This is a genomic window from Candidatus Enterococcus murrayae (assembly GCF_017315985.1).
Classification (GTDB): domain Bacteria; phylum Bacillota; class Bacilli; order Lactobacillales; family Enterococcaceae; genus Enterococcus_A; species Enterococcus_A murrayae.
The window spans coordinates 1-24,329 of record NZ_JAFLVR010000010.1; the positions used below are offsets into that span (position 1 = coordinate 1).

A 24,329-nucleotide genomic window follows, 5' to 3' on the forward strand; every position below is an offset into this window, starting at 1 on the left:
TTCTCCTCGTAAAATATTATTTATCTGATGATTTTTCTCCAAAATATTTTTAGCTTGTAAAATTTATTGAATAACATTCCTTACGGACTTTGTTTCGTTATTGTGTGATTTCTCAGAGTACAATGGATGTATGGAAAGGATCCAACGGGAATTTGCTAAGTTCTCCTGTAGTTTTGTCTACCTAGTAAAGTCTGTTACCCGAACCTCTGTTATCACTACCAACTCATTAGCTGTTTCGATAATGGACTAGACTTTCAAATAGTAGTTGGAAGGCAGCTTCTAGCTTTGTTATCACCGTATTCTATTAGGCGAGGTTGTGGCTACACAGTGAGCTTCTGGGAAATCCCACAGTATCGAAGCATTTTCCAAAATTCAGATCGAAAGGAGGTCCTTATTCCATGAAATTATTTGTCGGTATTGACGTTAGCTCTGAAAAATTAGATGTTTGTTTCATGACTGACGACGATCAATTGCCAATCCTGTCTGAAATATCTGTCTCCAATGACATTAAAGGAGCCTCATTAACACGAGAAATGATTCTTGAATTCAACGAGAATTATCTCTTTGATCAAATTGTGATTGGCATGGAGTCAACCTCCATGTACAGCTTCCATCCTTCCATGTTTTTTCATGAAGATGAAGAGCTAAAAAAGCTCAATGCACTTGTGACGATTGAAAATCCTTTTCGGATTAAACAATTCAGTCGCATGTTTGACGAAGACAAAACAGATCGTAATGACGCGCTAAGAATTGCTGACTTTCTACGCATTCAACGCTTTACCACGTCTCCTATCAAGGAAGAAAAATACATGGCATTACAGCGTCTGACTCGAACTCGTTATCAACTAATTAAGCAACTAACGCGTACAAAGCAACACTTCCTTGAAAATCTAACGTACAAATGCAACACACTTGCACGGGAAATGAAGAACGAATCGACTAACCTTTTTAGCGCTACTGTGATTTCTCTCATGACAGAGGATTTCACGCTAGATGAACTGGCTGTGCTTCCTTTGGAAGCCTTCAGTGACTTAATTCAAGAAAAAGGTCGCGGCCGCTTTAAACACCCGGAAAAAATTGCAAAAGCAATTCAACGAGCTATCCGATCAAGCTATCGTTTAGGTGCTGTAGCCCAAGAATCGATTGATATTGTTCTCGGCGTTCTTGTCTGTGAAATGCGTATCCTTGAAAAGAACATCAAAGAGTTGGATAAAGCCATCGAACAATTAGTTGTCGTCATTCCAGAATATCAATGCTTAACCAGTATTCCAGGCATTGGTAAAGTTTACGCTGCTGGTTTGATTGCTGAAATCGGTCAAATCGAAAGATTTGAAGATCAAACCAAATTAGCGAAGTACGCTGGATTAAGTTGGAAAGTGAAGCAATCTGGAAATTATCAATCGCAAAATACACCTCTGACAAAGCAAGGAAATCGATATTTTAGGTATTACTTAGTTGAAGCTGCCAACTCAGTAAAAAACCATCTTCCCGAATATAAAGCTTTTTATCAAAGTAAATATAAAGAGGTTCCCAAGCATCAACACAAACGAGCACTCGTCTTAACCGCAAGAAAATTTACGCGTCTGGTGGATACGCTACTACGTAATCACCAACTCTACACGCCACCGAGGAGCGTGATAGATAAATAACAAATTGTTATTGACGCAAATCCTTGAAACGACCCGAAAAAAATTAGATTTTGGTCGGGTTTAGTTCAGTGCGCTTCAACATAGGTTACTCAATAAAATAATTCTCAATTTTCATCTTGACTTATTACCATTAGACTTTGAGTGAATTTTCTTTCATTCTTAGTTCTAGTTCATGGATCGAGGTTTCTTCTCTTTAGTCGAGTAAAGAACCTCCAGCATTTCATCAATAAATTGATTACTAATAAATCATAGTCAATACCCCTTCCGTTAATTATACATGTATAAATTTTCTATACATGTATAATATAGCGGTTTCATGAATATGTCAACATAAAAAAAGACAATCCTTTTCAGATTGTCTTTGATCGCTATTTTGTTCCATTGATTTCAATGTGGCTTTTATCAATTGGCAAGTAATGTTTATTGTGGAGAGATGGGTAATCATCCCCTAGATAAATTTCCTCTTGTATCAAGTAAAACTGATCTTTTTCGGATATCTTATACCTGACAGCAGAAATATTTCCGACTTCAGAGTATTGAACCTGCAGCTTTGTATGCTTCGCCTCTTGGTAAATTTTTGTCTCTAGAAAAGATTTGAACGATTCAATATCCTTCAAATCAATCTCCTTTTCTGTTAACACTTCAACAGGCATCGTAGAAAAGGTAAACGCAACAGGCTGCCCCTTCGACTTATACCAACGGTCAATAAAGACAACAACAGCAACTTTTCTTTGTAATATTTCATTCGTGTATTCTGTGGAGGGCTCGATATGAAAATCAATCTCAACTTCATCTACTTCTATGTCTAAGCAAGCAGGAATTGGATTAGTGATTGTTTCTAACCCTGTTGCCCATTTAGAGGAGTTGCTGATGACGAAATTCCCTTTTCCTTTTTGAATTTTAAGTACACCGTCATCTTGTAAAAACTGCAGCGCCTGTCTAAGGGTCATACGAGATACCCCCATCTGCTTCGCCAGATCATTTTCAGGGGGCAGCTGGGAATTAACTGGATAAGTGCCATCTTTGATTAATTCATACAGCTTTTCATACACTTTAACGTAGCGCAGCTTTCGCTTGCGATCGATCTCTAACCGTTCATTATTATACATGTCTAATCCCTTCTGACTTATTCATAGGTGTCATACATTGATTCGAGTATTCACTATATGCAACTACGAATTATTCTTTCTATTTTACTGTCACTAATCATTATATCTTATACAGAAAAGGGAAAAAAGGCTTCTATCAACTTCTTTTAGACAAGTCCCTTTGAACGGCTGTATTCAAAAAGCTCGCTTTTTAATAAATTACGTCTGATCTGGGCTGATTATCTTCGTAATCTCACCAATTTTTTCATTATATGCGTCAGAAATAATAATTACATTTTCAGTACTAAAAGCCTTAACTGCAGCCACTTTATCATATTTCGAGCTGTCACACAGTAAGTATGCTTTCTTTGCATTGTTCAGTATTTCTTGCTTTTTATTTGCCTCTACTAAATTTGGGGTGCTGACGCCCTTCTCTGCGTCGATACCATTAGCTCCCAAAAATGCTTTCTGAAAATTGAAAGTTTGAATATTAGAATCAGTCAATGGGCCATTCAGTGAAGAAATTACCGGATTGTATCTTCCTCCTAAGAGAACAATCTCTGCTTGAGTCTCTTGTTGAATACTGAAAACACTTGTATTTGTAGTTATGATGGTAATCTTTCGGTTAATAATCTTATTTAGTAAAGCAGTACATGTCGAACCGGAATCTAAATAAATGACGTCTCCTTCATGAATCAGTTCAGCAGCTAAGGCGGCGATTTTTTCCTTTTCCTTCGAATGTAAGGAAGATTTTGTTGCGATAGACATTTCAGATGTTATCGAACAGATTTTGAATGCACCGCCAGATAACATCTCTATTCTTCCTGCTTTTTCTAGCTCTTTCAAATCTCTTCTCAATGTCGACATAGACACTTCAGGTAAGATACTATGTAATTTTTCAATTTTAATTACTTCTTCTGAATTCAGTGCTTCTAATATTTTCTCTTGTCTTTCATAAGGTATCATGAAGAACCTCCATAACTTGTGAATATCCAATTTATTCACTTTTTTTCAAATTATATCATACTGTTTCTGCTTTTATCATTCTTCTTTTTTGTTCCTTAAAAAATACCTCCTATACAGTTGTCTATTTACTCTACCAACAATGAGAAGCTCCTAAACTGTCCTAAAAGCATGAAAAAAGATGCAAAACGAATTTGCACCTTCTTTCCCAGCCTTATAAGTTTTCTAATTGACTAATTTGGTCAACTCTCTTTTTATGTCGTCCACCTTCAAACTCAGCTTCAAGCCATTCTTGAGTAATCATTTTGGCCAGCTCTGGTCCAACTACCCGTGAACCGAAGGCTAAAATATTGGTATTATTATGCTCTTTCGAAAGCTTTGCGCTATAGGGATCACTACAAACCACGGCTCGTATTCCTTTTACTTTGTTTGCGGCGATAGAAATTCCGACACCAGTGCCGCAAATTAGTATTCCTAAATCGCAATTTTTAGACACTACAGCTTCAGCAACGGCTTGCGCATAATCAGGATAATTCACACGCGAATTACTTTTCGTCCCAAAATCTTGTACTGAATGGCCAAGAGCTTCTAAAAATTCTACGATACTCGGTTTTAATTCTATTCCTACGTGATCACACCCAATTGCTAATTTCATTTATACTCCATCTCCCAGTTTATACTTGGATACAAGTGCTTCATAGGATTCCTCTTTCCCAAACAGAGCGGATGTTCCTACAACAAATCCATCTACTCCAATTTCCCCCAATTCTCGTATCTTTTTCGCTGAAATTGCTCCATCAACCATCAATTGATAATGATGATTACTCTTCAGAGAAGCCAGTCGTTTGATTTTACTTTCAACATGATTCAAATACAATTGACCTGAAAAACCAGGATTAACCGTCATAACCATAATATAATCAATCATTGGCAATAACTCTTCAATTACACTTATGCTTGTTCCGGGATTGATGGCAATGCCAACTCTCTTCTGCTTCTTTTTGATTTTATCAATTGTCCGTGTCGGGTGTTGATCAGCTTCTGGATGGAAATAAATGATATCAATCCCCATATCGGAAAACTTCTCCACATATTCTCCAGGATTATCAATCATTAGATGAATATCTACTAATTTGTTTGTTAGCTTACGTATTATTTCTACGTCCTGCAGACCCATTCCAAAATTTGGAACAAAGCTTCCATCCATAATATCAAGATGAAAAATATCTATCCCAGCCTTATCCAAGGTTTCAACCTCGGCTTCTAAATTTGAAAAATCTGCACACATCATAGAAGGACATATTAGTTTATTACTCAAAGGAATCACTCCCAATCATTAATTACTATTTAACAACACCGATTGTTTGACCTCTATTCGCCTGACCTTCTTCAAGCTCTAAGTTATTTTTACCTAAATTTGTAAAGACAACTATGACGTCCGTATCTTTGCCTTCATTTTCCAAAAAATCAAAATCGACTTCTGCTAATAAAGTATCAAAAGCAACCTTTTCTCCTACCTCGACCTTAATCGTAAATCCCGAACCATTTAATTCTACGGTATCGATTCCAATATGAACTAAAACTTCCAAGCCATTCTTCGATCTCAAGGAAATCGCATACTTTGTAGGAAAAATCGCTATCACGGTTCCTTCAACAGGCGCAGTAATAAAACCTTCGTCTGGTTCTACTGCAAAGCCGTCCCCTAAAGCTTTTGTAGAAAACATTTCATCATTAACTTCATCTATTGATTTAACGAGGCCTTTTGCAGGAGAATAAACTAAACATCCTTTTTTAAATAAATTCATCTTATTCCCAGCTTTCTACACTAATTTTTCGTCCTTGTTGGTAAAAATGAAAGCTAACACTGCAGAAACAATTAGCGAAATTAGTAAACCAATCATCGCTTGAATAAAGTTCGACGAATTCTTTTCAACAAAGGCCGGAAAAGTAGTTACACTCCCAAAAACAAAAGCATTTGTCACAACCTTCATTAAACCTAGATAGGCTCCACCAACTGCCCCGCCAATAATTTGTGCTAAGAAAAGCTTCTTATTCTTAACAAGCAAACCAAACAAAGTCGCCTCGATGATTGCTGACAATGCGATCGTGACCAATCCAGTCAAGGCAAAACCACGTAATTTCTTGTCTCTTGCTTTGAAATAAACACCGATTGTTGTCCCAATTACTGCAAAGTTACAGGCAAAGGTAAACGGAACAATGTAGTCAAAACCATACGTAGAGATATTATTGATCATAATTGGATTGACTGCCCAATGGATCCCTAAGCTCACAAGCACACTCCAACCACCACCGATAAGAATACCTGTTAAAATACTGCTGCGCTCAATCAGCCAGTTAACAACATTCGCAACGGCTTCACCGCTATAAACTCCGATTGGCCCAATCACAATGACAGTTAATGGAATCATAATCGCCAATGACACTAGTGGAATAATAACTAATTTCAAAGTTTCTGGAACCCTTGCATCTAAAAATTTATAAAGGTATGAAAATGCCCAAATTGAAAGAATGATTGGAACAACCGTCGAATTATAATTCATCAAAACAACTGGAATTCCAAGAAAATCAGTTGTCGCACCATTCCCAGCATTTCCCATAAGTCCAATAAAGTCTGGGTTAATCAGTGCTGCCCCAATCAATGCAGAGATATATGGGCTTGCACCAAAACGTCGTGCAGAAGTAAACGCTAACAAGACTGGCAAGAAATAAAACACACTCATAGATGAAACATAAAGAATTGAATAGGTACCGCTTCCTTCGCTGATCAAACCAAGCTGTACACATAAAATTAATAGACCGCGTAATATCCCAGAGCCAGCCAAAGCTGGTAAAATCGGTGCAAATATTGCTGAAACGGCTGAAAAAATATTACTAATGATATTTCCAGAAGAAACTTCTTCGCCTCCAACCTTTTCAGCATTTCCTTCACCCTTAACTAATGGTTCAAACTCATCATAAAGTTTCCCGACTTCTGTACCAATCAAAAGCTGATATTGTCCTGCTTTGTTGATGACGTTGATCACGCCGTCGATATTCTCGACAGCCTGATCATCAGCTTTTGAAGTGTCTTTCAAGGTTAAGCGTAAACGAGTCGCGCAGTGAGTCATGTTTCGAACATTTTCAGATCCGCCAATATTTTCTAAGATACTTTTCGCCATTACTTTGTAGTCCATTTTATCCACTTCCTTTTTATAGTCTTATTTACTTGTTGCTGACCAAAAATCAATCATCAATTGATTTGCTTCAATTGCGTCATTTTTATCAATAATTGTTTGAATATGATCGAGGCCTACCGTATCGATTATTTCAACCAACAGCTTGATCATTTTCATGTTTTGCTCACACTCTTTTGAAGCATGTTCAATAATTGGGAACGTATCGAAATAGATAACTCCATCATAATTATTTTTTTTCATATAATATAAGAACTCTAACGTTTTGATTGGCGTTGCCGAGCCGATCATCAGTCCATCATCGTTTAGGCCATAACCATCATTAAGATGGACGCCATAAAGCTTTCCTTGGTTTCCAAAAATATCTGCAGCAAAAGCCGGATTTTCATGCTTCATCAACATATGACAATAATCTAGCGTTACACCGACATTCTTACGATTAATTTCATTTAGAAGCATCCCAGCTACACCCATACTGTCAATAAAGGCATAGGCTCGTGGTTGAAATGGTTTGTATTCGATGCTGATCTGTAAATCTGGTGCATAATCCGCGATTTCAATAAATGCGTCTCTAATTTGATTCCAAACCTTCTGATAATTGATTTGAAAGCTATAATCGAAACCATCAAAGCCCAACCAAATCGTCACTACGTTACCGCCTGCATCTCGACAATAATCCGCCGCCGCCTTACATAATCTCAGTGCGCTTTCAGCGATGCTAGAATCAGCATTTCCTAACTCACCATTGATAAATTCATTTCTGAATCGTAATGCTACACCATTTAATTTCAAGTTGTTTTTGGCAAGCTGTTCTTTCATGTGGAATGCATTGATTCCTTCTACATGTTCTGGATAATTCAAATCGACATAGCCTAATCCTAATTTATTAAATACTTCAAATACAGTATTCAAATCATTGTCATACGTGGATAAGAACGAATTGATTCGTGTAGCCAATTTCATAATGATCCTCCTCGTTTGTTTTGTACAACCAAAGAATACCACGAATTAAAATCATTTACAATCACAATTTTTCATTTTATTTCAAATTATTCCATGTTTTTCCATAATTGAGATTTACTAAACACTCTATAGTCTTATGAAAATATATTCAGTGAACAAAAAGAGCATGATCAACGATGTCAGCCTCACATCTGTTAATCATGCTTCAAAAAAACGATTATAAATGTATTATCAATCAAAGTATCTCCATTTATTTGGAATGCACCCTGTTGTTAATAAAATTGATTCCCAGTATTCTCCTTAAAATAATTTTTCAAATCATATGGTGAATACAGCCCTTGATCTGTTACAACAGCGCCAATCAATTCTGGCGGTGTTACATCGAATGATGGGTAAATGGCATTTACTCCCTGTAATGTATGCTTGATGCCATTTAGCTCCATTACCTGCTCGGGATTACGCATCTCGATTTTGATATCTGCGCGGTCTTTTTTGTCAGCATCTGGAATCCCTGTCACAAAATAGGGCACTCCGAAATGGTTTGCCAGCAAAGCCATTTGATAGGTTCCGACTTTATTGGCGATATGCCCATCTAAAGCAATGCTGTCGGCTGCTGAAGTGAACAAGTCAATGGTCTGAGAACTAAGCAGATAAGCGATCATATTATCCGAGACGACTGTCGTCTCAAATCCCATTTCTGCGTAGCAGCTTGCGGTCAAGCGAGCTCCCTGCAGGTATGGACGCGTTTCAGCGCAGAAAAAGCGCAGCTGCTTTTGTTGTTCGATCGCTTCTCTCAGCAGCATACCAATAATCGTTTCGCCGAAGCATTGCGTTAGGACAGCACCATTTTCGGGAAGTTTAGCGATCAAATACTTCGCCACCTTGTTCATCGTGTAGTATCGACGATTTAGTGAATCGATTGTATTTTTTTTGATCGCCTCGGTTGGGTCCTCCTCTTTTTTTAGAGCAGCCTTGGCGACCTGAACACATTTTTCAGTGATCAGCCGCATACGATTCGCTGTCGTTGGTCGTGCAGTTGAAATGACTTCACTTGCCTGCTCCAAATAAGTAAGCTGTTCGGCAGCTGACAAGGTCCTACTTTGATAACTAGCAAGCGCCATCCCCATTCCAGCGGCGGTATAAGGTCCGGCACTCTGAGTCACCATATCTGTAATCGCTTGTGCTACTTCCTGATAGGTTTCACATTCTACAAAACGTGTTTCTCTAGGGTAGATTCGTCTATCCAAAATCCGGACTTTTCCCTGTTCATACCACGCGACATTTTCGTATTTTAAAAGTGTGGGCATTGTATAGTCTTGACGTTCCATTTATATTCCACCCTTACATTTATTAAACGCATCGATTAATCCTTGCCCAGTAGTAATCGTGCGTCGGTCTTTGATCAGCTGAATACCGCAGTTAATCAACAATCGTTCTGCCTCAATTTTTCTTTCTGGGGAGATCATCGACAGCTCTTTGACCTTTGAATCCCCTACTACCCGCCGAATGATTTCAGTTCCTGCATAACCCAAAGAATCCGCCATCACTTCTGAAATATATTGTTTCTTAAACGCGTCATTCTGATAAAGCTTGGATTGGACCAGCTCATCGTAGACACGTCCAAATTTTTCCTGAACCTTGTCAAAGATTTCTTTGATGCTGGATAGTAACCATTCATCAAAAGACGCCTCCGCAGTATTTCTTGTTAAATCTAAGACAAGCGGGAAATACATGTGTGCCAATACATTCCCGATGTCATACCCCATCGGACCATAGAACGCAAACTCAGGATCGATGATCTTTGTGCCTGATTGGTTAATGAAAATAGAGCCGGTATGCAGATCGCCGTGGATCAATGCCTGCGCGTTGTTCATGTAACTGTTGCGCAGCCATGCGACTTCCGTCTGCAATGCTTGATCGCTATATAAATGTTCTTCTACAAATTCTTCATTGCCTGGCGTGATGATGTTTTGCTTTTTATAATCATCAAAAGGCTCCGTCAAAACTAAATTCTCACTAATGTCGCACATATCGATATTGGTGAAGGAGTCGACTCTTCTTTTTTTCGTTCCGCTATCCAAGACCAAATCAGTAGTAGGAATCAATACTTTCGCTAGAAAATCAGAGATTTCTTCACTAAAGCTGGGGAATATTTTTTGATCGATCAGCTCGTAACGCATGTTTTTGTACTCAGAGATGTTTTCCATCGTCACTGCTGCCATCGTTTCATTGTAATCAAACACTTCTGGTATATATTCAGGCGCCAGCTCATGTTGGATTCTTAATATTTCTGCCTCAATCCGATTTCTAGACAGATCCAGCAAGCGGCCGGAGGAGCGTAAATATTTATCCGCTTGTTTCACTACAACGGATTTTTTTGTTACTGTATCTGTTACCAGATGGACATAATTAATATTTCCATCACCGATTTCTGATACCGCCAAGTTGTCCGCATGTTCAAACAGCTCTAAATGATTGACGATGTACTCCTTGATATCGTCCTCCTTCATCAAAAAATGCTCTTTAAAAGATCGTTTACTATTCATCATTTTCTATCCCTCGATCACTTTTTTATCGTGCCAATTCCAAGATTTTGACAATATCTGAACTATTCAGAGGTTTTAGATGCCCCACCGTTTGAGCATCGTTTTTCGTTGCTCGATCAGCCATCGCTTTAAAATGTGTGTCGTCAATCCCCGCTTCCGTCAAGTTGGTTTTCATTCCCAATTCAACAAAGAAATCCTTGGTCTTTTCAATCGCTCGATCAATAATCTCCTGATCAGAATAAATGACAGAATCAATACCAAAAACACGGATTCCATATTTAACAAATGGTTCTGGGTAGAAACTGCTCACATATTTCATCCAAGCTAGAGTAACGATGACCATCCCCTCGCCATGAACGATTCCGTATTGTCCACTTAATTCATGCTCAATTCGATGAGAGCCCCAGTCAGGTTCTCGGCCCAATTCCAAGCTGTTGTTGTGAGCAATAATGGCGGTCAAGGACATTTCTGCGCGTAAGTCATAATTTTCTAAATCGTTGATCAGTTTCACGCCATTTACTATAGTAGACTTCATCGCACCTTCTAGTAAAAAGTCTGTCACATCGGTATGCGGGACGTTGCTAAAATACCTTTCAAGCAAATGGGATAGGATGTCCGCAGTGCCCACTCCTGTATAGTATTTGGGCAGCTTTAACGTAAATTCAGGGTTGACGATTGAGAATTTTGGAATAATTATTTCACTTTCAACACCCAATTTGTATTCATCATTAGAAACGATCGTTGCTGGAGACATTTCTGAGCCAGAGGAGGCCACAGTAGAAATAGCTCCAATCGGCAAGGCTTCCGTCACTTCTTTTTTGCCGATAAAGAAGTCCCATGCATCTCCATCATACAAGCTTCCTAAAGCAGTCGCTTTAGCGGTATCAATCACACTGCCTCCGCCAACAGCTAAGATAAAGTCGATGTCGTGTTCCTTTACAAATCTGCTTAATTCATTGATCAGCGACAGTGCTGGATTTGGCACGACATTGCCGTTTTCAAAATACTGGATCTCATATTTTTCCAGTTCTCGATGGAGCGTCTCTGCAATTCCGAGCGTTTCATAATACTCTCCGCTGAACAAAATTAGAACCTTTTTTGTGCAACTCCACTTGTTAATCATTTCTCCAACATGCTGTTCTTCGTTTTTCCCAAAATAGATGTTTGCTGGATTGTAGTAATTGAAATTTAACATGATACTCCTCCTTACAAATGAGTAAAATCAAGACCGATGAGTCTACATCCACTTATCGGCCTTGTCGTTCATTTTCTTAAACCTAATGTTTTAGACTTCTTGCTCTACTTGCCCATAGGTTCCAAATTTCTCAACAACTACCTCCATTTGTTCTTCATTTAACAGAACGGGCTTTCCGATTGATTCTGCCCGAATTTTCAATTTTGCTAAGAATTCGATGTCCTTGGCAACAGAAAAGGCCTCTGCACAATTCGAACCAATCGCAAGCACACCATGATTCCCTAACAAGATACCGTTGTTATTGCCCATTACTCGGTAAGCTTCATCCGCCAACTCCTGAGTTCCAAATGTTTTATAGTCACAACAGCGAACCTTGTCGCCTACAGAGCCGATAATATAGTGTAACGGCTCAATTTCTTGTAACAAGCAGGAAATTGCCGTAGCATAATCTGAATGAGTATGAACCACTGAATTCACATAATCGGTTTTTTGATAGAAAATACAGTGCATATGATACTCACTTGAAGGTTTGCGTGTGCCTTCTAGCACGTTGCCAGCTAAATCTAAAACGACAATATCTTCTGGTTGTGTTTCATTATAAGGAATACCGCTTGGACTGATCAGCATCACATTGTCCTCTCGAATAAAAATCGAGATATTCCCACCAGTTCCCGTCGTTAACTTTTCCGTAATCAATTTTTTCCCAAATTCTACGATCTGTTGTCTTTCCGCCATATACTTCATGTTTAAAATGCTCCAATCTCTTTTTTACTATTAATTTGTTCTCTGTACATTAACCATCGCTCCAGCTTTTCTCGCAAATACTCATTGTTACTATTGGGTTCGTATTCATGCAGGATCGCCCGCTCCTTCATGGATGAATCCGCTGAAAAACAAACCCGCGCCGCACCAATAATGGAGGCTTCATCGTAATTTTCCTTTAAGAGCAGCTTCTTTTCGGTTAAATCTGCAATCATTTGACACAACGTCTCCATGCGCAGCCCGCCGCCTGCACCAACAATGAAAGCTGCTGTAGTCTGACTTAATACCTCGTTCTGACGAATTTTAAAAGCAATCGAAAACGCGATATCCGCAACTATGGCATGAATAAAATCCTCATAAACAATCTCCTGACTAAATGGCACATCCATCAAAAATCCGCCACTGGAAAAAGCCACATTTTTATAAGGAGATTGGGTGGTGAAGCTGGCCAAGCATTTCAAATGATGATAATTTTTTTCAATGTACTGATTGATCTTCTGATACGAGGTGTCCTTCACCAGACTGTCCATGATCTGCTGGAGATTCAAGCCTGTTACACCAGGATTTGTCTCAATCTGATAGCCCTCACCAGCCAAATTGCAGCTGCACCAAAAATTAAATTCTTTGTTTTTCTCAAAATCAGGGATTTGCGCTTGATATTTCACTACAGGTGATGAGGTCCCCGAGATCAACCCGATCTCATCTTCGGCTAGATCAATACCTTGAGCGGCTAATTGTGTATCTGCTCCGCCAACGACATATACGCATTCTTGACCCAAATCGAATTGATCTTTGATTTTTTCTGCTATTTTATGTCTTGCTCCTGTTTTGGTTACCGGCGGCAGTACAGACAGCTCGATCCCAAAAGCATCACACAGCTTCTGATCCCATTTCTTCGTATAGATATTGAATAATTGAGTCTCACTGGCCTGAGAGTACTCCATTTCAATCTGCTCTGTAAAAAGATAGCCGATCCAGTCACTTATGCTGATTACATAGTCGATCGATTGGAACAGCTCTGCTCGTTTTTGCTTCAATCCATAAAGCTTCATCGCGCCAAAATCTTCTGTTAATGGCCGTCCAGTATATTTTTCGATATATTCGCGCTCTGGAATGTCCTTCAGCCAATCTTTTCCCCGATTGTCGATATTGGGCAGGCCATAATAATCCTGCCCTTTTCCATCGATCAACACGAAGGACTCCCTTGCTGCGGAGGAGCTTACATACTTTATCGACACTCCTTTTAATTCATTCAGTACCTCGTGAATCAGCTGAAAAATCGTCTGCTTCAACTCTTCGGGTAAAAAATATTTGGCATCCTTATAGCGATTATCCAAATGATAGTTATTTTTTACTCCCTTGATAGTTACCAGCGTTCCTTCACTTGTGATGACTGCTACTCGAGTACTTCCAGTTCCTATATCAATAATTAACGCTGCTTCCTGGCTCATAGTCGATCACCTGCTACCGCTGCTTGCTCATTCAAATAATCTATAATTCTTTGTGTAATGATCTCTGAATGATGATCGACCACTTGGTGTGAAGCCCCATAAATATGCGGCGTTAGTAAAATATTCGGAATATCAGCCACTTTGCTATCAGATTCCAATGGCGGCTCCGAATCAAGTACATCCAAGATTGCCCCTCGAATAGTTCCTGAGGCGACTAAATCATAAAGTGCCTCATTGTCGACTACCGCGCTTCTGGAAGAATTAATAAGGAGACTATCCTTTTTAATGAGACTGAGCAGCTCTCGATCAATCATCATTTTAGTGGTATCAGTGACCGGCAGATGGATACTGATGTAATCAGACGTCGAAAATAGTTCCTCTAAACCAACCTTCTTATACTCTGATGAGTCTGTTACAAAAGGATCATAAAACGAGATTTCTACATTAAACCCTTGAAGCAGCTTCGCGATGTTTCTAGCCACCGCTCCGAAGCCTACAAAGCCAATCTTTGACTTGTAAATCTCATTCCCCATCCATAAATGATAAGGAGTCGTCCCGGGCTTCCACTGCTTTTCTTTCGTCCAATTGACTGAATCAACCAGATTTCTCTCATAGGCGATCAAGGTACTGACCCACATTTCAGCAACCGCATTAGCATTTCGAGCAGGGGTACACAACACTGGAATCTTGTATTTCTCACAAACCTTCACATCAATATTTTCTGGCGATGCTCGACAGTCCCCAATAAATTTCAAAGCGGAGTATCCCTTTAAAACGGTTTCATTAATCACATCTAGCTCTGTGATTAAGGCATCCGGTCTTTCTGCTAAAAGACAAGCGATCATCTCTTTTTCATAGAACCGTTCTCCGGTATCTGTCCAAGGCATATAAACGACTTCTGTAAATAACGAGTGCAATCTCTCTAAACTTTCATCATTCATCGGTGCTCGTACTAGTAATTTCTTCATCTCGCATCTCCTAATAACCGTTTTTCTGCAGCTAGTTGATCGTATCCACTTCTTTTGTTTCCTCTAGTTGAATATCCGAAGCCTCTGCTTCTTCTGTTCTAACATCCCGTTCATCCTTGATAGTCGGAATTTGCAAAAGAATGGAGACACAGCCGGCAGCGATCATCAGCATGGAATACCAGTTATACGGCATAATACTTACTGGTGATACGCCTGCTAATCCGCCAACAACCAAAAGCTGTCCTGCATATGGAAGCAAGCCATTAAACGCCGATGAAAAAAGATCCAAAATACTCGCTGTCCGAGAGCGGGAAATATTGAAGCGATCAGCGATTCCTCTAGCCAACGGGCCAGCCGCAATAATCGAAATCGTATTATTGGTTGTCGCAATGTCAATCAAGCTTACAAGTGCCGCGATTGAAAATTCTGCACCTCGTTTTGTTTTCACACCTTTTGTCAAGTTGTATAACAGCCAGTCGATTCCTCCAAGATACTTCATCACAGCAACCAATCCACCCACCAAAATAGCGATAACTGCCATGTCCTGCATTCCCATCATGCCTTCATGGATCGTCTTCATGAATCCTGTCAAACCAAAATCTCCATGAAGTAAACCGATTACCAAGCCGGACATTACTCCTAAAGTCATTACGTTAATAACATTGATCCCCACCAATGACAATACGATTACGAGTAGATAAGGTAAGATATTTACTAAATTATAGCTATAAGTTCCTCCTGTAATAGCGCTAGTGTCGATCGGCTGCAGCGCAAGAATAATAACATTTACAAGAACCGCTGGAAGTACGATTAAAATATTGGCTTTGAATTTTGATTTCATCGTCACTTCTTGAGTTCTGGTCGCCGCAATCGTTGTATCCGAAATAAATGAAAGATTATCCCCAAACATCGCCCCGCCAACAACAATCCCACATAAAAGAGCCACATTAGATCCAGTCTTCTCAGCAATATCAATGGCGATTGGGGCCAGTGCCGCAACAGTTCCCATTGAAGTACCCATCGCAAAGCTTAATAAACAAGCAATTAGAAAAATTCCCGGTAGAATCATATTGGAAGGTAAAATACTCAGACCAAGATTTGAAACCGAATCGACCGCATGCATCGCATTGGCAACACCATAGAACGCCCCAGCTAACATGAAGATGATTACCATTAGAATCAATGTGTGATCCCCAGCACCCTTGCAGAAAATCGTTACTTTTTCATCAAAGCTTTTCTTATCATCCTTTTTGTTCATCATTAAAGCGACTGCACATGCGATGGAAATTCCGATCATCAGCGGCATGTTCTCGAAGCTTCCTGTGGATAGCCCAGTAAACATATAGAGTACTAAAAAAATAACCAGAGGCAGCATTCCTTTAAAGTTTCCTTTTTCCATTAAAATTCTCCTTTTTTTGGTTTGTTTTTGGGTAAGCGCTTTCCTTGAACTCAATATACAAAGTTTTCCAAAGTAAGTCAATCTTTTTTTCGATATTTCCAAAATAAAGCCAAATTACCCAAAATAATCAAAAAGAATACAAATATTATAATATTGATTTTCAATTCTAGGATTGCTATCATAAAGTAGAAGTCTAGCGAAGTGAGGTACATAAAAAAATGCTGAAGTTTGAACGTTTGAGAATTATTGAGAACTTGTTGAATGAAAATGGAAGTGTTTCCACCTCGGAATTAAGCAAAATGTTTGATGTGACGGAGGAAACTGTACGCAATGATTTAGTAGAGCTGCAAAATGCCAATAAAATCAAGAGAGTTCGCGGAGGGGCTTTTCTGATCGAACCGGTGGATAATGAGGTCCCGATCACTATCCGTACAGAGATGCTTCAGGATGAAAAAAACAGAATTGCCCAAATTGCTTTAGAATACATTCATCCCGGTGACACAATTGCGATCGACTCCTCAACAACAGCTATCAGCTTGGCAAAACTAATCAAGGAAGCCCAGCTATCTGTGACAGTGATTACCAACTCGATTATTAACGGATCGATCCTAATGGATTCAAAGAATGTTAATCTGATTATTCTTGGAGGCACCCTTCGAGGAAAATCCAACTCATTGGTAGGCAACATTACCAATGAATCAATCGGAAAGTATGTTATCAACAAAGCCTTTGTCAGCTGCTCCGGCCTATCGATGCCCGCTGGCCCATCAGATACCAATGAACAAGAAGCCAAAATCAGAGAAAGTATTTTTCTCTCCTCCGAAAAAAACTTCTTGTTAGCGGATAACACTAAGTTCGATTTCCGAACCGTTTACTTGATATCTGATTTTGAATCTATTGACTGCATCATTACAAATCAAAACGTTTCAAAGGAATGGTCAAATTTTCTGGCCGAGAAAAAGATTGAGTTACGTTATTAGACCAATACAAACAAGCTCCTAGCAATCAGTCAATCTGATCGCTAGGAGCTTGTTTTGGTGTCTAGGTTTTGTGGTTATTTCCTATATGATTTCAATCGTAATAATTAATCGTTCAGTAGTTCTCGGCCAGTTTTTTCATCTGTAATTAGAATATTGATCAAACGGCCGGCAAGAGCGGATCTGATGCCGCTGATTTTTTCTTTGCCGCCAGAAACACCTATCCTACGAGGAATTTCTTTCAATTTATTTAAATCAAATGCAACAACTCGATCGTTCCAATCGCATTTCGCCAAATTCCCATGATGATCGATAAAATTGTAGCAAATATCTCCAGCAATTTTATCCTGCGAGTATTCTGAACCGACCTTTACTTGGTCAGATAAGTAGGCGCTGGTCAATGTAGAATAGATCGGTGTCCCGCCTATTCCTACTAATGCTATATCTGCAGCTTCTGCTTCATCGAATACGTTTTTGATAAATGATTGTCTGATCAAAATTTCTTTTGCTTCCTTATCATCCAGTGTTATCGGAGCATGTAATTCAACCGATCGCCCCCCGGACTGTGAAGCAAACAGCTCACAAACTCTGTTAGACTGAATGGTGATGTGCTCCATTCCCATGCCTCCGACCAATGGGACAAACTTAACATTTGGCAATTGATGCTGTTTAGAAAAATTTATCGCCGCTTCATGAACCGTCGTACCAGCGGAAACCCCAACAATATGATCAGACTTTACAATTCTTGAAAGATATTTAGCCGCAGCAATTCCTAATATTTTTACTTGTAGTCCCCGATCAGTGGATTCCACACAGACAACTTCCTCTAATCGGTATTTCTTTTTCAGCTGTTCCTCTACTCCTCTATAAGGTCTAGCGGAGTCATCATTGATAGTAAATTCGATAATTCCATCTTTTCTGGCCTTTGCTAAAAATTTAGAGACTAAAGACCGGCTAAAATTCATCTTTTGAGCAATTTCTTCCTGGGTATTTCCTTGTTCATAATACAGGGAAGCGATCTCGACCAGTACTCTTTTATCATCAGATAATCCCATTTTTCCCCTCCTAATTAATGAGTAACTTTGATGGACATGCTATTAGAAAAAAAGAACGATTGGATTGTTTATCCATCAATCATCGAATAATCGTTTATTCGTTTTTATTCTTTCTCTCTAACAAATATTCTGCAAGTACATCCGTTAAGGTGAGGCAGTTTATTATGCTGGATTCAATAGCGGTGAACAATACATCCTTCTTTTCATCTTCGTAACAAATAGCGCATACCTTATCAATTTTGCGAATATCGTGTAAGTTTATTCCAATCACATTTTCATTAATTCGACAATCGACCTCATTGCCATTATCATCAAAGAAACGAGAATTAACATCTCCAACGACATGAACTTTTGCTAATTCACTGATGTCCTTTTGATCAATATACCCAATTTCAGCCATCGTATTGCTTTTGGAAAAAGGGGATGCTATACCTACTAAAGCAAAATCTACTTTCTTGCCGTCCTCCAGTACATCCTTTACCGTTACATTCTCAACCAGGTTCTTTTTAATATCCCGGCTATCCACTAAGGCAGGAACATACAAATATTTACACTTTGCCCGCATTTTTCGAGATAAATCGTGGGCAATTTGATTCGAGTGAACCTCTACTCGATCTGAACCCATGCCTCCAATAAGAGGGATGACTGTTGATTCCGGTTGATTCACGTATGGATATTCATCAACCAATCTTCGCAGGATTCTTCCCCAAGAGACACCAATTTTACTCGCTTTAGCAATATCCTTTTTGAAGGAGGATATTGCCGTTTGAATAATCAACTTCTCAATTTCTTGTTTCTCCAGATAACTAGTGTCTAGTACTGCCACTCGTTTGAGTCCAAAGACCTTTTGCAATTTTAATTCTAATTGCACGGAGTAGGCGCTTGAGCTGTTGATATTGATGTCCACAATCCCTTTGCTTCGAGCATCAACTAAGTATTTTGATACTAATTGCCTAGAAATCCCCAACTGTTTGGCAATATCCGATTGCTTCATATCCTCTTTGTAATACATTGTTGCTACTCTAACTAAATCACGATCGTCTTGAATATCCATTATTGACCTCCTAAGCAAAAAAACTCCCTAAATGAAAGGGAGTTTTTTCGCTAAATAAATTCTATTTCATCCCCAACTTCAAAAGCTGGAAATTCTCCCGGACTTACAATGATTGCCCCAGGCAAGATTTCTCCTATCTCATTACGGAAGTAGATAGAAATGTGACCCAACTCATCAAAGTTTGAGTTCGCCTGAGAACCAACTTCTTCTATATTATACACTTTATTTCCCATTTTTAGCTTGCCGCCTACCGAAATTGAGTTATTCGGTTGTTCTTGTACCTCGTGGATAACTGAAATGTCTCTTAATTCTGGTGTTGCTTGTGGGCCAAATAAAATGACCAAACGTTCCTCTTCAAAAGCTGGCACCATACTGCCGATTTCTACTATTTTCGTTTTTACCATCTGTTCTTCTCCTTGTATTTAACTTTTTAGTACATACCGAAACTTGCAAAATAGGCAAGAATTACTGCGGTAAATCCAGTAAGCACTCGACTATACAGAATTGCCGGCACTCCGACCTGAACAGTCTCTGGTTTCGCTTCCCCAAGAGAAAGTCCCACTGGAATAAAGTCACAACCAACATGTGCATTAATAGCAAAAAGAGCTGGCAACGCGTATTGGACAGGGATAGAACCATTTGCAATTTGAGTACCAATCAATACACCGATTACTTGAGAGATAACCGCACCCGGTCCCAAGATTGGAGATAAAATTGGAATACTGCAGATCAATGATAGCACAATCATCCCTGGAAGCGAACCCGCTAACGGTGATAAAACCTTAGCAATCAGATCCCCTATTCCTGTATAGTTGATAATCCCGATCATCATACTGATAAATGCCATAAAAGGGATAATATTTTTCAACAGCATATCCACAGCATCACGGCCTGATTGGTAGAATACACCCATTACGCCACCAATCCCTCGAGAAAACTTAACTAGGAAACTATCTTTCTTCGCATTTTCTTGCGCGTGAGCTTCTTTTGCTTTCGCATACTTCTCTTCAAACTTTTCCTCAGGTTCCTCAACAGCTGCCGCCTCTGGCTCAGTTGCTTGTACAACATTGGTATTGTCAGCAAGCTTCACATTAGCTGGTTTTACTCCTGAAACAAAAATGTCTTCTGTGATATGTTTTGCCAATGGTCCCGATGGTGATGAAGGCAAGATATCCACTGTTGGAATCCGCTTCATTGGATAAACCCCAATTCGAGCCGTACCGCCGCAATCAATGACAGCACAAATCATCTCATCTTCAGGAACCTGATTCTTGAAGCCATCCCAAGCCTCTGCTCCAGTTAAATCTGCTATTTGTTGTGCAACAGGATGGATCCCTCCGCCCGTTACAGATACTACTTTATTCCGTTTTTCAGTAGGAACTAGCGTCAATCCTACTCCCCAACCGCCAGTTCCAGGCTCTACAAAAACTGATTTATACATTTATTTGCCTCCTATGTTTTAAAATTATCATTCGGTTTCTGTTTATGCTTTCGCATTCTTAGATTCCTTAGCAATCAAGAATTTTGTCAATTTTTCTGTTACGATTCCCCGCATCAAAATCACCACGACACCAACTAGGAAGTAACGAACGGCCAAGCTTGATTGACTATATCCTGCTTTCATCACACCATTTGCGATCCCTAGATAAACAAAGAGCTCTCCAGCATTCGCATAAGGGAATAGTCCCGTTACAGGATGTAAGAAGGACACTACTGAATCATAAAAGGCCGGCTTCTCTTCTTCTTTAACAAATTTTCCAAAAGTATAAGCCATAGGATTTGTAAGCATCATAACGGACAATATCGGCATAACGGAATAACGTAAAATCATATATTTCGAACAATAGCGGATAGCTTTATCGACACGTTCTTCTCCGATAAATGCAATAACTGAATACGTAAAGGTCAATAGAACAATCAGCAGTGGAACAATTCCTGTCATAAAACTTGTAAACTGTTCGCCACCTGCTTCAAACAATCCAATGAAATTTTTACCAAACCACTCGATATACTTCATATTATTAACTCCTCCTAGAGATCAGTAATCGCTTCCATTTTCCTTAAATAGACCTTGTCTAAAACACTTTCTATCTGATTGGAGCGATTCTGATTTGTTTTTCTTTGATGAATCTCTGTCAATGTTAGACCGTGATAACGTTCTTCTTTTTTAAAACGAGCAAATATTGTAAGACCCCTGCATGCATAGCAGCTGATTATTTTCCCATCTTCATCCACCACGACGGCTACAATCGCCTTAAACAAAGAACCCTTTGATACATCGGTATATAGCTCATAAGTTGAACAATGATCAAAGTCATCAGTCATTTTCCGAATAAATTTCTGGTAATATTTTACTTGCATAATACTCGCTAAGCTTTGAGTCACCATCAAGAAGCAAAGAGCGATCAGCAGAATCTGCATACAGTATCCTCTTTTCTATATAAGTTGCAGATAGAGTGTTGGCTCTATCTGCGACCATTTTTCTTCTTTCGTTTTAAGCAAATGTTTCATCTTGCAGCTTGCGTAATTTGTAAACAGTGGTTGATTCGTCTAGCTCAACATCATCCATCGTCAAGAAGGCGCCATCCTTGATGTCCTTCTTAGCAACTGCTCCCGCGATTAAGCCAATTGGAATATTGGCATTTTTCTTCATGTCTTCATGTGTTTCTAGTACACCGCGTACACAGAACCCACCGATTCCATCAATTTTTTCGCCTGCTTTGATATCTTTCTTAGCAACACATACCGTTTCTGAAACTGGCGCTCCCATTGGAACAATAGCTGTATCCTGTTCTAAAACAGCACGAGCAATCGTGATTGGTGTTTCTAATGAGCACAAATGGAATGGGCGATACAAGATATGGTGATCGCGATCACCCTTCTTCATCAAGTAGTTCATTTCATGCGCAACACCTTCATTTTGTCCTTTAACGATACAGAAGATTCCTGGTGCAATACCGTCAACGTATTCAACGACACCAAACTTGCTTAATACGCCGCCGTTTTCTTTTAGATCCAAGTTTTTAACAGTACCGTCTAAATCTGCTGAAATACCATGCATTCCGACTACATCTGGAACAAATCCCATAGCATTAGATAATAAGTTCATTTCTCCCATAGTCTTCGTACCATCCTGGAATGAAGCGAGGATTTTTGGACTCATCACTTGTGCTTTCGCTTTTTCAGCAGCAGTATCTGGATTAGCGTGAACCATTAACTTATTATTCTTTCCTTTACCAGCAACTAGCACTTCCATCCCCATGCTTTTAGCAAATTCATACATTTGCATCGTTGCTGCAGGCTCGTCACCGTCTGAACCTGTGTAAATTAAGTCGGTTGCATCATACATTTTTTTCATTAGTGGGCCAATGGTGATGTCAATTTCAACATTTAGTAAAACTAAGTGCTTTTTAGCCATCAGTGATTCTAATGAAATCTGCGCTCCAGCTTCTGGAACACCTGTCGCATCAACAATAATTTCGACCTTGTCAGAATGAATGATGTCTTTAAAGTTTTGACTGATTAGAATATCAACCTTTGTGTCTGCGCTTGCATTGTACGCATCCGCCGCACGATTCGCCGCATCTAAATTGATGTCGCTGATTCCTGCTACGATCATTCCCGGAATTGTTGAAATTTGAGAGATCATTCCGAATCCCATTTGCCCTGCACCAATAACTCCAACTTTAATCGGAGCACCATTTTTTTCTCTCTCTAACAGCTTGCCATATAACGTCATTTTGAACCCTCCATCATTTATTGTCATATGCCAATAGCGTTGGCATATGTTGAACAATTCCCAGTATAGCACCTAAAAAGTGTTTGTCAACGCTTACTTGCAACTTTTTTTCACTTCACTGGAATATGTTACGCGATTAGAACATATGTTACGATCCGTATAATTTGATTATCAAAAAATATAAAATAACATTTGGTAACTTTTTTACCAAATGTTCCAAAATGCTAGCCTCATTTTTTTATAACTTATGAAATTCTGCTTCAAACAAAAAAAGACTACGGAAAAGTCCGTAGCCGTTGCTTACACATTAAAAAATATTTGGGCCAAGCTATCACCTGATAAAGTCCAGCACATTTTTGTAATCATTCATTGCATTCAGCATTTCTGCTCGTTTCTCGGTAGTTGTTCTGTAGCCATTGATCTCCCCAAAACCATCCATGCCGATTAACAAGGTATTCAAAACCAGATTACTAGAAATATTTTGCTTCGTACCGTAAATAATTGCTATGTCAGGATACTCCGACTTGAATTTTTTTAGGAACGTATTCTGCTTAGCAGTCAACTGAGTATCTGACAGCAGCTCAGCAGTATCTTCGCCAAACTTCCATTTGATGATATCTAAATAGTTCAATACATTTTCAGGGATTTCAAATGGCTTTGCGGTCCTCACTAAAACAGAGTAATCTAGCTCCTTGACGATCTCTAAAATATTTTTAATATTAAAAATACTTTCTAAATCATCAAAGATAATAATCTCCGCACCTTCTGCCTTCAATCGTTCCAAATTATCAGGCTTCGCGTTTTCAAAATCGATTGCTAGTTTCACTCGATTTACTGCTTTTTTTACTTTTGATACATCCTCACTGGATACTGTAAATATAGCGTCCATCCCTAATTGAGAAACCTTTTTATCCACCAGCACAGCATTCTTGACCGCTTCTTCATCTTTCCAAAGCACTTGAGAATTCACACAATAAAATGGTACTTGAATTTTCCTTTTCTTCATCCATCCATCTTCCTTTCTTTTTCAACACAACCGTGAAAAAAATCACAAACATTCCGAAAAAAAATCCTTCCTCGGTGAATCATTTGGTCCATACTATAAATCTAGTTCCGTATTATTCCATAAAAATTAAGCGAAGTCAACTATTTTGTGATTTGTTGAACAATTTATTTTTCCATATTTTCTATTGATCTATTTTCTAAAAGTTATTTTTTAGAAGCTATCCACTGTCTAAAATAATTTCTTTATGCAACCATCCCCTTTTAATTCAACAGATAATGCATTCTATTGAGAATATATTTTATCGTTTCGGATTTTTCGTT

General features: G+C 39.0%; 24 protein-coding genes. 2 read left to right on the forward strand and 22 right to left on the reverse strand.

All coding sequences use genetic code 11. The features are described 5' to 3' along the window. Window positions 1–398 precede the first annotated feature (398 nt). Window positions 399–1,649 (forward strand): IS110 family RNA-guided transposase, encoded by a 1,251-nt coding sequence (locus tag JZO85_RS04530; RefSeq protein ID WP_207107338.1) that lies wholly within the window; start codon window positions 399–401, stop codon window positions 1,647–1,649. A 368-nt stretch (window positions 1,650–2,017) separates the two neighbouring features. Here JZO85_RS04530 and JZO85_RS04535 read toward each other — a convergent pair whose 3' ends face one another. The 14 genes from JZO85_RS04535 to JZO85_RS04600 form a co-directional block, all read right to left on the reverse strand. Further along, a complete protein-coding gene (locus JZO85_RS04535) occupies window positions 2,018–2,758 on the reverse strand; it encodes a GntR family transcriptional regulator (RefSeq protein WP_207107339.1) in 741 nt (246 codons plus the stop codon). A gap of 198 nt (window positions 2,759–2,956) precedes the next feature. Continuing rightward, complete coding sequence (locus JZO85_RS04540; RefSeq protein WP_207107340.1) at window positions 2,957–3,703, reverse strand: DeoR/GlpR family DNA-binding transcription regulator; 747 nt, start codon at window positions 3,701–3,703, stop codon at window positions 2,957–2,959. Between the two features lie 211 nt (window positions 3,704–3,914). Then, complete coding sequence (gene rpiB, locus JZO85_RS04545; RefSeq protein ID WP_207107341.1) at window positions 3,915–4,355, reverse strand: ribose 5-phosphate isomerase B; 441 nt, start codon at window positions 4,353–4,355, stop codon at window positions 3,915–3,917. Beyond that, on the reverse strand, window positions 4,356–5,018 hold the full coding sequence (gene rpe, locus JZO85_RS04550) for a ribulose-phosphate 3-epimerase (RefSeq protein ID WP_207107342.1): 663 nt from the start codon (window positions 5,016–5,018) through the stop codon (window positions 4,356–4,358). A gap of 25 nt (window positions 5,019–5,043) precedes the next feature. Continuing rightward, entirely contained in the window at window positions 5,044–5,505 is a 462-nt protein-coding gene (locus JZO85_RS04555) for a PTS sugar transporter subunit IIA (protein WP_207107343.1), read from the reverse strand. A 15-nt stretch (window positions 5,506–5,520) separates the two neighbouring features. Next, window positions 5,521–6,894: a PTS transporter subunit EIIC gene (locus JZO85_RS04560; RefSeq protein WP_207107344.1), complete on the reverse strand. Its 1,374-nt coding sequence runs from the start codon at window positions 6,892–6,894 to the stop codon at window positions 5,521–5,523. 24 nt (window positions 6,895–6,918) lie between these two features. Then, entirely contained in the window at window positions 6,919–7,857 is a 939-nt protein-coding gene (locus JZO85_RS04565) for a sugar phosphate isomerase/epimerase family protein (protein WP_207107345.1), read from the reverse strand. Window positions 7,858–8,129: 272 nt separating this feature from the next. After that, the gene (locus JZO85_RS04570) at window positions 8,130–9,185 is read right to left on the reverse strand and encodes an S-methyl-5-thioribose-1-phosphate isomerase (protein WP_207107346.1); all 1,056 of its coding nucleotides are present in this window, start codon (window positions 9,183–9,185) and stop codon (window positions 8,130–8,132) included. Further along, entirely contained in the window at window positions 9,186–10,367 is a 1,182-nt protein-coding gene (gene mtnK, locus JZO85_RS04575; protein ID WP_242550214.1) for an S-methyl-5-thioribose kinase, read from the reverse strand. It lies immediately after the preceding gene. 61 nt (window positions 10,368–10,428) lie between these two features. Then, window positions 10,429–11,598: an iron-containing alcohol dehydrogenase gene (locus JZO85_RS04580; protein ID WP_207107348.1), complete on the reverse strand. Its 1,170-nt coding sequence runs from the start codon at window positions 11,596–11,598 to the stop codon at window positions 10,429–10,431. A gap of 90 nt (window positions 11,599–11,688) precedes the next feature. Further along, window positions 11,689–12,342, reverse strand: coding sequence for an L-fuculose-phosphate aldolase (locus tag JZO85_RS04585; protein WP_207107349.1), 654 nt, complete (start codon window positions 12,340–12,342; stop codon window positions 11,689–11,691). 2 nt (window positions 12,343–12,344) lie between these two features. Then, window positions 12,345–13,811 (reverse strand): FGGY-family carbohydrate kinase, encoded by a 1,467-nt coding sequence (locus JZO85_RS04590; RefSeq protein WP_207107350.1) that lies wholly within the window; start codon window positions 13,809–13,811, stop codon window positions 12,345–12,347. Then, the gene (locus tag JZO85_RS04595) at window positions 13,808–14,779 is read right to left on the reverse strand and encodes an NAD(P)-dependent oxidoreductase (RefSeq protein WP_207107351.1); all 972 of its coding nucleotides are present in this window, start codon (window positions 14,777–14,779) and stop codon (window positions 13,808–13,810) included. Before JZO85_RS04595 ends, JZO85_RS04590 begins: the two co-directional genes overlap by 4 nt. A 31-nt stretch (window positions 14,780–14,810) precedes the next feature. Further along, window positions 14,811–16,280, reverse strand: a complete 1,470-nt coding sequence (locus JZO85_RS04600) for a Na+/H+ antiporter NhaC family protein (RefSeq protein WP_347401779.1) — start codon at window positions 16,278–16,280, stop codon at window positions 14,811–14,813. Between the two features lie 116 nt (window positions 16,281–16,396). On the opposite strand from JZO85_RS04600, the gene JZO85_RS04605 reads away from it, so the two are divergent. Beyond that, window positions 16,397–17,158: a DeoR/GlpR family DNA-binding transcription regulator gene (locus tag JZO85_RS04605; protein WP_207107353.1), complete on the forward strand. Its 762-nt coding sequence runs from the start codon at window positions 16,397–16,399 to the stop codon at window positions 17,156–17,158. Between the two features lie 104 nt (window positions 17,159–17,262). Here the strand turns inward: JZO85_RS04605 and JZO85_RS04610 are convergent, their stop codons facing one another. The 8 genes from JZO85_RS04610 to JZO85_RS04645 form a co-directional block, all read right to left on the reverse strand. Next, a complete protein-coding gene (locus JZO85_RS04610; RefSeq protein ID WP_207107354.1) occupies window positions 17,263–18,210 on the reverse strand; it encodes a sugar-binding transcriptional regulator in 948 nt (315 codons plus the stop codon). A gap of 94 nt (window positions 18,211–18,304) precedes the next feature. Then, window positions 18,305–19,264, reverse strand: coding sequence for a sugar-binding transcriptional regulator (locus JZO85_RS04615; RefSeq protein ID WP_207107355.1), 960 nt, complete (start codon window positions 19,262–19,264; stop codon window positions 18,305–18,307). Window positions 19,265–19,314: 50 nt separating this feature from the next. Further along, window positions 19,315–19,668, reverse strand: coding sequence for a PTS glucitol/sorbitol transporter subunit IIA (locus JZO85_RS04620; RefSeq protein WP_207107356.1), 354 nt, complete (start codon window positions 19,666–19,668; stop codon window positions 19,315–19,317). A gap of 26 nt (window positions 19,669–19,694) precedes the next feature. Then, entirely contained in the window at window positions 19,695–20,705 is a 1,011-nt protein-coding gene (srlE, locus tag JZO85_RS04625; protein ID WP_207107357.1) for a PTS glucitol/sorbitol transporter subunit IIB, read from the reverse strand. Window positions 20,706–20,747: 42 nt separating this feature from the next. Then, window positions 20,748–21,281, reverse strand: coding sequence for a PTS glucitol/sorbitol transporter subunit IIC (gene srlA, locus JZO85_RS04630; protein ID WP_207107358.1), 534 nt, complete (start codon window positions 21,279–21,281; stop codon window positions 20,748–20,750). A 14-nt stretch (window positions 21,282–21,295) separates the two neighbouring features. Beyond that, a complete protein-coding gene (locus JZO85_RS04635) occupies window positions 21,296–21,685 on the reverse strand; it encodes a transcriptional regulator GutM (RefSeq protein WP_207107359.1) in 390 nt (129 codons plus the stop codon). 73 nt (window positions 21,686–21,758) lie between these two features. Continuing rightward, entirely contained in the window at window positions 21,759–23,003 is a 1,245-nt protein-coding gene (locus JZO85_RS04640) for an NAD(P)H-dependent oxidoreductase (RefSeq protein WP_207107360.1), read from the reverse strand. Window positions 23,004–23,334: 331 nt separating this feature from the next. Continuing rightward, window positions 23,335–24,009 carry a hypothetical protein gene (locus JZO85_RS04645; protein WP_207107361.1) on the reverse strand — a complete coding sequence of 225 codons (675 nt, stop codon included), beginning with the start codon at window positions 24,007–24,009 and terminating at the stop codon, window positions 23,335–23,337. Window positions 24,010–24,329: the final 320 nt, after the last annotated feature.

What these genes read in the sequence shown, in the direction of transcription:
- JZO85_RS04605 (WP_207107353.1), top strand. Translation starts at nt 16,397, where the DNA reads ATGCTGAAGTTTGAACGTTTGAGAATTATTGAGAACTTGTTGAATGAA.
- mtnK (WP_242550214.1), bottom strand. Translation starts at nt 10,367, where the DNA reads ATGAAGGAGGACGATATCAAGGAGTACATCGTCAATCATTTAGAGCTG.
- JZO85_RS04535 (WP_207107339.1), bottom strand. Translation starts at nt 2,758, where the DNA reads ATGTATAATAATGAACGGTTAGAGATCGATCGCAAGCGAAAGCTGCGC.
- JZO85_RS04530 (WP_207107338.1), top strand. Translation starts at nt 399, where the DNA reads ATGAAATTATTTGTCGGTATTGACGTTAGCTCTGAAAAATTAGATGTT.
- JZO85_RS04590 (WP_207107350.1), bottom strand. Translation starts at nt 13,811, where the DNA reads ATGAGCCAGGAAGCAGCGTTAATTATTGATATAGGAACTGGAAGTACT.
- JZO85_RS04645 (WP_207107361.1), bottom strand. Translation starts at nt 24,009, where the DNA reads ATGAAGAAAAGGAAAATTCAAGTACCATTTTATTGTGTGAATTCTCAA.
- srlE (WP_207107357.1), bottom strand. Translation starts at nt 20,705, where the DNA reads ATGTATAAATCAGTTTTTGTAGAGCCTGGAACTGGCGGTTGGGGAGTA.
- JZO85_RS04620 (WP_207107356.1), bottom strand. Translation starts at nt 19,668, where the DNA reads ATGGTAAAAACGAAAATAGTAGAAATCGGCAGTATGGTGCCAGCTTTT.
- JZO85_RS04595 (WP_207107351.1), bottom strand. Translation starts at nt 14,779, where the DNA reads ATGAAGAAATTACTAGTACGAGCACCGATGAATGATGAAAGTTTAGAG.
- JZO85_RS04585 (WP_207107349.1), bottom strand. Translation starts at nt 12,342, where the DNA reads ATGAAGTATATGGCGGAAAGACAACAGATCGTAGAATTTGGGAAAAAA.
- rpiB (WP_207107341.1), bottom strand. Translation starts at nt 4,355, where the DNA reads ATGAAATTAGCAATTGGGTGTGATCACGTAGGAATAGAATTAAAACCG.
- JZO85_RS04555 (WP_207107343.1), bottom strand. Translation starts at nt 5,505, where the DNA reads ATGAATTTATTTAAAAAAGGATGTTTAGTTTATTCTCCTGCAAAAGGC.
- JZO85_RS04560 (WP_207107344.1), bottom strand. Translation starts at nt 6,894, where the DNA reads ATGGACTACAAAGTAATGGCGAAAAGTATCTTAGAAAATATTGGCGGA.
- JZO85_RS04635 (WP_207107359.1), bottom strand. Translation starts at nt 21,685, where the DNA reads ATGCAGATTCTGCTGATCGCTCTTTGCTTCTTGATGGTGACTCAAAGC.
- JZO85_RS04540 (WP_207107340.1), bottom strand. Translation starts at nt 3,703, where the DNA reads ATGATACCTTATGAAAGACAAGAGAAAATATTAGAAGCACTGAATTCA.
- JZO85_RS04580 (WP_207107348.1), bottom strand. Translation starts at nt 11,598, where the DNA reads ATGTTAAATTTCAATTACTACAATCCAGCAAACATCTATTTTGGGAAA.
- JZO85_RS04570 (WP_207107346.1), bottom strand. Translation starts at nt 9,185, where the DNA reads ATGGAACGTCAAGACTATACAATGCCCACACTTTTAAAATACGAAAAT.
- JZO85_RS04640 (WP_207107360.1), bottom strand. Translation starts at nt 23,003, where the DNA reads ATGACGTTATATGGCAAGCTGTTAGAGAGAGAAAAAAATGGTGCTCCG.
- JZO85_RS04610 (WP_207107354.1), bottom strand. Translation starts at nt 18,210, where the DNA reads ATGGGATTATCTGATGATAAAAGAGTACTGGTCGAGATCGCTTCCCTG.
- srlA (WP_207107358.1), bottom strand. Translation starts at nt 21,281, where the DNA reads ATGAAGTATATCGAGTGGTTTGGTAAAAATTTCATTGGATTGTTTGAA.
- JZO85_RS04615 (WP_207107355.1), bottom strand. Translation starts at nt 19,264, where the DNA reads ATGGATATTCAAGACGATCGTGATTTAGTTAGAGTAGCAACAATGTAT.
- JZO85_RS04565 (WP_207107345.1), bottom strand. Translation starts at nt 7,857, where the DNA reads ATGAAATTGGCTACACGAATCAATTCGTTCTTATCCACGTATGACAAT.